Source organism: Deltaproteobacteria bacterium (assembly GCA_013151235.1).
Taxonomy (GTDB): Bacteria; CG2-30-53-67; CG2-30-53-67; order CG2-30-53-67; family CG2-30-53-67; genus JAADIO01.
Genome location: JAADIO010000017.1, coordinates 1 through 8,523 on the forward strand (window position 1 = coordinate 1; position 8,523 = coordinate 8,523).

An 8,523-nucleotide genomic window follows, 5' to 3' on the forward strand; every position below is an offset into this window, starting at 1 on the left:
CCGAAGAAGAGGCCCGAAAGAGGGCAATAGAAGAGAAACGGAAGAAAATCGAAGAGGCCCGGCGGGGGAAGGTTCATCCCCCTTACGCGGCCAAGATGTGCGACGCCTGCCATGTCATCCAGAGCCGGGGAGCGATCCCGACGGGTGTCGATTTTGTAACCAAAAAAACAAAGCTCTGCGGCATGTGCCACGACGACAAGTCGCAGGAATCGCTGGCGGAAAGTTACCGGTTTGTCCACGCCCCGGCCCAGTACGGCGCCTGCGTCATGTGCCATAATCCGCATGAATCGCCGAACAAGTTCATGCTACAGACTGCACCGATGGGACGTCTCTGTTTCAGGTGTCACGAGGGCAATCGGATCATGAGGACTCCTGCACATTCCGGCATCGGGAAGGAATCTTGCACGAAATGTCACGATCCGCACGGGAGCAACAGACGTTTCATGCTGAAAGAGACATTGAATCTTCCGAAATCGAAAGACCTTTCGCCGGAAAATGTAAAAAGGGGGAAAGAGAGGAGGCGTGGTTGATTTCCCCGCATGATACCGGTAGAAGAAGACCTGCCGGACTGCTTTTCTTCCTGGCGCTTCTCCTCTCTCTTCTCCTGGCCCCGCCGGGAGGTGGATCTTCGGCCTTTGCATACAGGGTTCCGATCCGCCTTTTCCGGATCACGGGGATGGGCGGTTCACTCGGATTCAGTACCGGCCTTTCCAACAGTGACCAGGAAAACAAACATACCGGAACGCCCGCTCAATCCACAAACCGCTCTTATTCCGAACATGTCAGCTTGGGATTTTCCGGGTATGTTTATCATCCTTATCTGCTCACTTTCCGCGGGCATACATCCCTGGGCCTGCAGCGAAGCATCAGCAACAGCGGCAGCAATCGGGAGCGAACATTGCGCCACAAAAACCTGCTCTACGACCTTTACATAAAGATACTGAAGCGCAAGTCCCTGAACCTCGCACTCAATTTTAACCGGGACCGAACAATCAACTGGGGAACCTTCTCGGAAGACCGGATACAAACCAGCACCCTCGAGGAGGCGATACTCTCGTACAAAAACGACGTCTTCCCGTGTACGGTCCGGGCCCGCAAGAACAGCAGACGGCAGGAAGCCGATACCACCTATACGGATACATCCCATTCTATATCCGCAACCGGTACCTACAGCAACGATCGTATCGGCACCGCCGATATCAGCTATTCGTCAGGACATGCGATGACGGAGAATACGGATATCGATACCCGGGACCATACCTTCTCTTTGCACCATTTTCTCTCCTTCGGCAGGGGAGGGACCCGTCTGAGGGATACTTTCATGATGATGGACCGGCGAGGAACAACAAACACCCGTAAGCAGATCCTTTTCTCGACGGGGGTCTCCACACGGCTGTCCAGCTCTCTCCGGTCCGGCATGGGCTACTCCTTTCACCGGTCAACGCAGATGTCGGATCTGCCCGGGTCGGGAAAATCCCGCTCCACCTCACAGTCCGGTTCGTGGTCGCTGGGTCATCAACTTTATCGAAGTCTCAGCACCTCCCTCAGTATAAGCGGGAGCAAGTCACGTTACGAAACCGGAAGTTTTTATCAAACAAAAGAACGGGCGCGTTGGCGCTACAACAAGAAAATCCCGGCCGGGAATTTCCATCTCAGTTATGGTCTGAGTTTCCGGCAACACAGGGAGGACATGGAGGCGGGCACAAACCGGGTGAACGACGAAAAACACAAATTCGGAGAAAACCCGACGGAACCCGACGTCATCGAACTCCGGTACGATTTCGCCAATACGAAGACCATTGAGATTTTCGACGCATCCGGCTTATTCCCGGCCGAAGACAGGGACGGCAACATCATGGCCGAAGGGGTCCACTACGAGGTGCATCAAGATGCAAACGGGGTGACAAGACTCCAACTCCTTCCTCCATACAACGATCCGGCAAGCCCTGAGAGCCTGATCGGCTATCAGACCCTTACGCTGATATACGAATACCAGGTTCTCTCCTCTCTCGACTACAATTCATTCGGCCAGGGATACGGCATCGGTTTCAGCCTATGGCAACATCTCGCCTTCGGGTATGGCGCATCGGTCGGTAAGCACAAAAAGATACATGGGGTCGATACGGGGAACCGGATCGACTCGACAAGAAGCAAACAATACCGTATCTCGCTGCACTACCCGCATTCCGATACCAGGGCGGTGCGAAAAGAGTTCCGCTCCAAAAGGGCTCCCCGTGAATCAGAAGGCATTACAGAAAGCATACACTACCGGCTCCCCTACCATATCACCTGGAACATGCACGCCGCCTACTCCCGTACGAAGTCCTTCTCGCGGGAGAGCACCAGCTACAGTCGGAGCATCGGAACGGGGATTTCCACTCTGCTGCCATACCGCATTTCCTGGGGGTTATCGGGGAACTACAGCAATCGAAGTTCAACGAATGATCAGTCGATTTCCTTCAATATCTCCTCACATCTTTCCTGGAGTTACCGCCGGTTCAACATCCAGCTTAACTATGACCTTTTCCACAGCCGGTACGAGTTCACGGGCACCAGGGAAAAACGTCGTCTTTATCTCAGTGCAACACGCGATTTCTGACCCGCCGCCGAAGGAAGGAGCTGTCTATGGATCCTCGCCATATGCTGAAAAAGAACCGGGCCCTGCCAATCCTGTGGGGACTCCTTTTGCCGGTCCTCCTGTCCTCATTTTCCTGTATTCTTCACAGGGGAGACGCCCCCCCCGCGGAAAAGGCAACCGTCGAGGCACGGGAACGGGTCTGGCCCTGCCCTCCGGCCCCCGCCCGGATCCGTTATTTGCACTCCATTTCGTTTCCCAATGACCTGCGAAGCAGTCACACCCTGTGGAACCGGATGCTCGCCCTCCTCGCTGGGAAAAATACCGTCCGGATGATCCGGCCCTACGGACTCGACATCGACACCGAAGGAAACATGCTCATCACCGACCCGGGCGCACACAGGGTCTATCTTTATGGTACGTCGGACGGTTCATGCCTCATCTTCCCGAAGACCGGGAAGAAGAGGGTACTCATCACACCCATGGATGCCGCCTTCGACGGCGGAGGAGAGATACTGGTCTCCGATTCGGCAGCGGGAGCGGTCTACCGTTTCGACCGTAAAGGACATCTGAAGGAAACGATCGGGACATTCAAACGCCCCACCGGGCTGGATGTAAACCATGAATCAAAGCGGCTCTATGTCGTCGACACCCTGGCCCACAGGATCCGGGTCTACGGCCTGAACGGGAAACACCTTTTCGATTTCGGCAAACGGGGTTCCGCCCATGGCGCATTCAACTACCCGACCCATATCGCCCTCGACAGCGCGGGCCGGGTTTATGTGACCGACGCCATGAACTTCCGGATCCAGGCCTTCACCCCGGACGGAAAGTTCCTCTATGCCATCGGCAATAACGGGGACGGTCCCGGCGCTCTTTCCAAACCGAAAGGGGTCGGCCTGGACAGTGACGGGAATCTCTATGTGGCCGACGCCATCTTCAACAACGTGCAGATCCTGAACCGGAAAGGGGAGCCGCTCCTCTACTTCGGGAAGTATGGGACAAAACCGGGGGAGTTCTCCATGCCGGCGGATCTTGTGATCGATTCAAAGGACCGGATCTACGTAGCCGATTCCTACAACCGGAGGATCCAGGTATTTCAGTATATCAAGGCGTCGGGAAGAAGGGTTCTCCCCTGACCGGCCGACAGATGGAGGAACTGACAATGAAAACGAAACGAGTATTCCGGACCTTTCGGCAGAAAGTGTTGATTGCACTCTCTCTTCCTCTTCTGGCACTCTCTCTCACCCCTCCTGCCTTTGCAAACCTGATCCAGGATACAAAACACAATCTTTCCGCGCAGGGTCCCGGCACAATCAAGGCAACCTCGGGAAAACGGCTCTGCGTCTTCTGCCATACGCCGCATCATGCTACGGGTCCGCTCCTTTGGAACCGTGACGATCCCACATCGACCTATATCCCTTACCAGAGCAGCACGGCGCCGGTTCTTCCCGGTCAGCCGACGGGGGGATCGAGGCTCTGTCTCTCCTGCCACGACGGCACGATTGCGATCGGCGCCGTGGCGAGCAGTCCGACGGAGATCGAAATGACGCAACGCTTTTTGGACAGTGGCTCCTCGGCCCTCGGAACGGACCTGTCCGACGATCATCCGATCTCGTTTGTCTACGACAGTACAATCAACACCTCAAACCCGGAGTACAAGGACCCGGGGCTTCTTATCGACCAGGTCCAGCTCGACCGCAACGGGGAGATGCAGTGCACATCCTGCCACGACCCGCACGACAATGAGTTCGGCAAATTCCTCGTGGAAGACAATACCGGCTCCGCCATCTGCACGGAATGTCATCAACCGACAGGATGGACCGCCACCCCTCACGACCTCTCCACCGCAGGCTGGAACGGCAACGGCGCCGACCCCTGGCCCCATACCACCTATACTACCGTTGAAGATAACGGCTGCGAGAACTGCCATCGGCCACACACGGCCGGCAGACATGAGCGCATTCTGAATTTTTCAGCGGAGGAAGAAAACTGTCTGCGGTGTCATGACGGCAATGTTGCATCAACGGACGTCCAGTCCGAGCTTTCAAAGCTCTCCAGTCACCCCGTTGCAAATACGCTCGGAGTCCATGACCCTCTGGAAAATCCGGCAACGATGAACCGGCATGTAGAATGCGTTGACTGTCACAATCCGCACCAGGCAAACGGTCAGACCGCCACGGCGCCGAATGTCTCCGGGGCGCTGCAGGGAGTAACGGGCGTCAACATTTCCGGCCTCAAAGTAACGCCCGCATCTTACCAATACGAGATTTGTTTCAAATGCCACGGCGATACCGATCCGGGCCCGCCTCCGGTAACCCGGCAGATCCAGGAAGTCAACAAGCGGCTCCAGTTTGACCTCACCAGTCCCTCCTACCACCCAGTGGAGGGTGCCGGGGTCAATACAAATGTCCCAACCCTGATCGCTCCCTACACCCCGACCACAATAATTTACTGTACGGACTGTCACAACAATGACAGCGGTCCCGGCGGCGGCGGGAACGGCCCGGCCGGGCCGCACGGTTCACAGTGGCCTTATCTGCTTGAGCGGGAATACGACTTGGCGGACAACACCCTGGAGACACCGAGCACCTATGCCCTATGCTACAAATGTCACAATCGAACCCTCCTCCTGCAGACGCCGAGCCCGGACGGTTTTCCGCACGACACCCATGTGCTTCCGGGGACCAACAATAACGGCAACGCCCCCTGTTCAATCTGCCACGATCCCCATGGGATCAGTAATTCTCTCGGGAACGGCACGAACAACGCCCACCTGATTAATTTCGACACCACGATCGTAACTCCGGACCCAGGGTCCGGCAAACTTGAATACGATTCATTGGGGACTTTCCACGTGGAGTGTTACCTCTCCTGCCATAATTATGACCACAGTCCCTCATCCTACTAATTGCAAAGGAGTCCTCTTATGCGCCGTAAAAGAATTATTTCACTTTTAATCCTGCTTTTGATTCCGGTCAGCCTCTTCGCCGCGGAGAACGACCCGGTGGTGGCGCAGGTCAACGGAACCCCGATCGCACAGTCGAAGCTCTACGGGGCGTACCAGCGTCTGATTCCCCTCAATATGTTCCACAGGAAGGTCACGTCGGAAGTCAAGAATCGGCTTCTGCGAAAGGCCCTGCACGAATTGATCGACAAGGAACTCAAACTCCAGGAAGCTCAACGCTTGGGAATCTCCCTGCCGGAAGAAGATCTTGAGACGGCTGTAAAGGAGCTGATTGCACGTTATCCGAGCCGAGAGGCCTACAGGGCGCGGCTTATGAAGCTGAAGGTGTCAGAAAAAGAGGTCCGGGAGGCCCTCAAGAGGAGAAAACTTACAGAAAAGGTTTATAAACACGAAGTAACAGACCAGATCCGGGTGGACGAGGCCACAGCCAGGAAATTCTACGACGAGAACAAAAAACAGTTTATCCAGCCGGAACAGTTACATCTCCGGAAAATCATCATCAAGGTCCCGGCCCTGTCGACTCCGGAGGTCGTCAAACAACTCAAAGAGAAAGCGACAAGGGTCATGAAGGAGATTCGGCAAGGACTTCCTTTCGAGGAGGCTGCAAGGAAATATTCGGATGCAAACAACAAGAATCGTGGTGGCGACATGGGGTTCATCCATAAAGGACGGTTCGACCCCAAGATCGAAAAAGAGGTACTTGCCGGAAAACCCGGGCAACTCTTCGGACCGTACAAGCTCTTCGAGGGGTATACCATTCTGAAATTGGAAGAGGTGAAACCGGAGCGGCTGGTCCCCTTCGAGGAGATCAAGGATAAGCTGGTTGAAGATCTGATCCGCCGGAAAACGAACGAACGGAGTGAAGCCTGGATGAAACAGCTCCGCAAAAAGGCCAAAATCAAGATCCTCGACTCCCGACTGATGGAGGAAAAACCAGGGAAAGAGGCCGCCAAGGACGCAAAGGGAAACCTCGAATAGGTTTTGATCTTAGCCGGGATGGGAATTGGCAGTTGCAGTCCTTGGCGTCCTTTGCGTACTGGGTGAGAGAAAAGGCCTTACAACCCAAGGCGCCTCTCGCAGAGGCCGCCAAGGAAGGCTGGAACAGGTCTTGGTTAAAATATATATGGATCTTCTTTGCGCCCTTTGCGTGCTTTGCGAGAGAAAAAGAGTTTGAATGAAAACCTCCCGATTGCAAATCCTCCTGCTCCTCCTGCTCCTTACTGGAATCGCCCTCATCCGTTACCATCTGGCCGGTCTACCTCTGGAACGGGACGAGGGAGAGTACGCCTACATGGGGCAGTTGATCCTCGAGGGAATCCCTCCATACAGCCTGGTCTATAACATGAAGTTCCCCGGCATCTACGTTATTTATGCCGGGATTATGGCTCTCTTCGGTCAAACGCCCTTCGGAATTCATATAGGGCTCCTTCTTTTCAATGCGGCGACCCTCTTTCTTCTCTATCTCCTCGCCCGAAAGCTTCTCTCTCCCTGGGCGGGTCTTGCCACAGCAGCGGCCTTCGCCGTCCTCTCCCTCAGTCCATCAGTCCAGGGGATGGTAAGTCATGCGGAACAGTTTGTCCTCCTGCCCACCACAGGGGGAATAATCCTCCTGCTTGCCGGGTTGGAACAGCAACGATCCCGCCGGCTCCTCTTTCTCTCCGGCCTTTGCCTCGGGATCGCCCTCATGATCATACAGCTCGCTGTCCCGCTGCTCCTCTTCGGCGGGGTCTGGATCTTTCTGGATGATCTTTTCCGGGGACAGGCACGGATCAGGGAAACAACTCCGAAGCTTCTTCTCTTCGGCGCCGGGGCCGTGATCCCTTACGGGATTACCTGCCTGATCTTCTACCGCCTCGGCCTTTTCGACGCATTCTGGTTCTGGACGATAACCTATGCGCGGACATACGTGGGACAGGTGCCGTTGGACGCTGCATGGCATCTCTTCCGGGGCAGGGCCGTCTCGATCCTTCATGCTTCGACCGGAATCTGGCTGCTGGCCGCCCTCGGTCTGATCGTCCTCTTCAGGAAAAAAAACAGGTCTCGTGCTCCCTTCGCCGTCACCTTCCTCCTCTTCTCATTTTTCGCCATCTGTCCGGGCCTCTACTTCCGGCCCCACTACTTCGTCCTGATGATCCCCGCAGTTGCCCTCTGTGCAGGATCCGGAGCGGAAGAACTCGGGCGGTTCATTGAACGAATCGGAGGAAACGGGATACTTGCAGGGACTCTGGCCGGGGTCGTCGTTGCAGGCGCATGCATCTCCCCCTTCGTGCGGCAACGTGATCTCTATTTCCGGATGACCCCGACGGAAGTTTCCCGCGCAGTCTATTCATTGAATCCCTTCCCTGAATCGGTTGAGATCGCCCGTTATATACGGGAACACTCCTCTCCGGACGACCAGATTGCCGTCCTGGGATCGGAACCGCAAATCTGTTTCTACAGTCACCGGCATTCCGCTACAGGGCATATATACATGTACCCGCTCATGGAAAACCAGCCTTTTGCCGACAGAATGCAGCAGGATACGATCCGGGAAATCATGAAGGCCAAGCCACGTTTTCTGGTCTATGTGGCCATTCCCGCGTCGTGGCTCATACGTCCGAAATCCTCCCGACGGATCTTCCGCTGGTTCCATAATTACAGTGACCGCTATTACCATGTGGACGGTTTGGTTGAACTCTTTCCCGGCCGGCCGAGTATCTATCTCTGGGGGACGGCGGCTTCGACGGTACGACCGGCTTCCCGACTCTGGATCTACCTGCTGGAACGAAACGGGACAAGTTGATGGCCTGGACACCGAAGGGTAAAATCCTCTTCTGGACAGCCATGCTGCTCCTGTCTGTCATCGTCACTTTTCACGGTCTGCTCCATTGCGGTTTCATCACGTTCGACGATCCGGATTACGTGACGAAGAACCCGATGGTGCAGCAGGGACTGACGTGGGCCGGAGTTCAATGGGCATTCACAACAGGAACGGCCGCAA

At 55.6% G+C, this 8,523-nt stretch carries 7 protein-coding genes; all 7 read left to right on the top strand.

Features of this window, described 5'->3' with window-relative positions; translation table 11 throughout:
- Window positions 1-530, top strand: a 530-nt coding sequence (locus GXP58_03285; protein ID NOY52626.1) for a hypothetical protein, incomplete at its 5' end; no start/stop codon positions are given.
- Window positions 527-2,599, top strand: coding sequence for a hypothetical protein (locus GXP58_03290; GenBank protein ID NOY52627.1), 2,073 nt, complete (start codon window positions 527-529; stop codon window positions 2,597-2,599). The genes GXP58_03285 and GXP58_03290, both read left to right, overlap by 4 nt.
- Before the next feature lie 26 nt (window positions 2,600-2,625).
- Window positions 2,626-3,714 carry a 6-bladed beta-propeller gene (locus tag GXP58_03295; GenBank protein ID NOY52628.1) on the top strand — a complete coding sequence of 363 codons (1,089 nt, stop codon included), beginning with the start codon at window positions 2,626-2,628 and terminating at the stop codon, window positions 3,712-3,714.
- Window positions 3,715-3,740: 26 nt separating this feature from the next.
- Complete coding sequence (locus GXP58_03300; protein NOY52629.1) at window positions 3,741-5,486, top strand: hypothetical protein; 1,746 nt, start codon at window positions 3,741-3,743, stop codon at window positions 5,484-5,486.
- A gap of 18 nt (window positions 5,487-5,504) precedes the next feature.
- On the top strand, window positions 5,505-6,521 hold the full coding sequence (locus GXP58_03305; protein NOY52630.1) for a hypothetical protein: 1,017 nt from the start codon (window positions 5,505-5,507) through the stop codon (window positions 6,519-6,521).
- A 196-nt stretch (window positions 6,522-6,717) separates the two neighbouring features.
- Window positions 6,718-8,325 carry a hypothetical protein gene (locus GXP58_03310; GenBank protein NOY52631.1) on the top strand — a complete coding sequence of 536 codons (1,608 nt, stop codon included), beginning with the start codon at window positions 6,718-6,720 and terminating at the stop codon, window positions 8,323-8,325.
- Window positions 8,325-8,523: hypothetical protein (locus tag GXP58_03315; protein ID NOY52632.1), on the top strand; the 199-nt coding region annotated here is incomplete at its 3' end. The genes GXP58_03310 and GXP58_03315, both read left to right, overlap by 1 nt.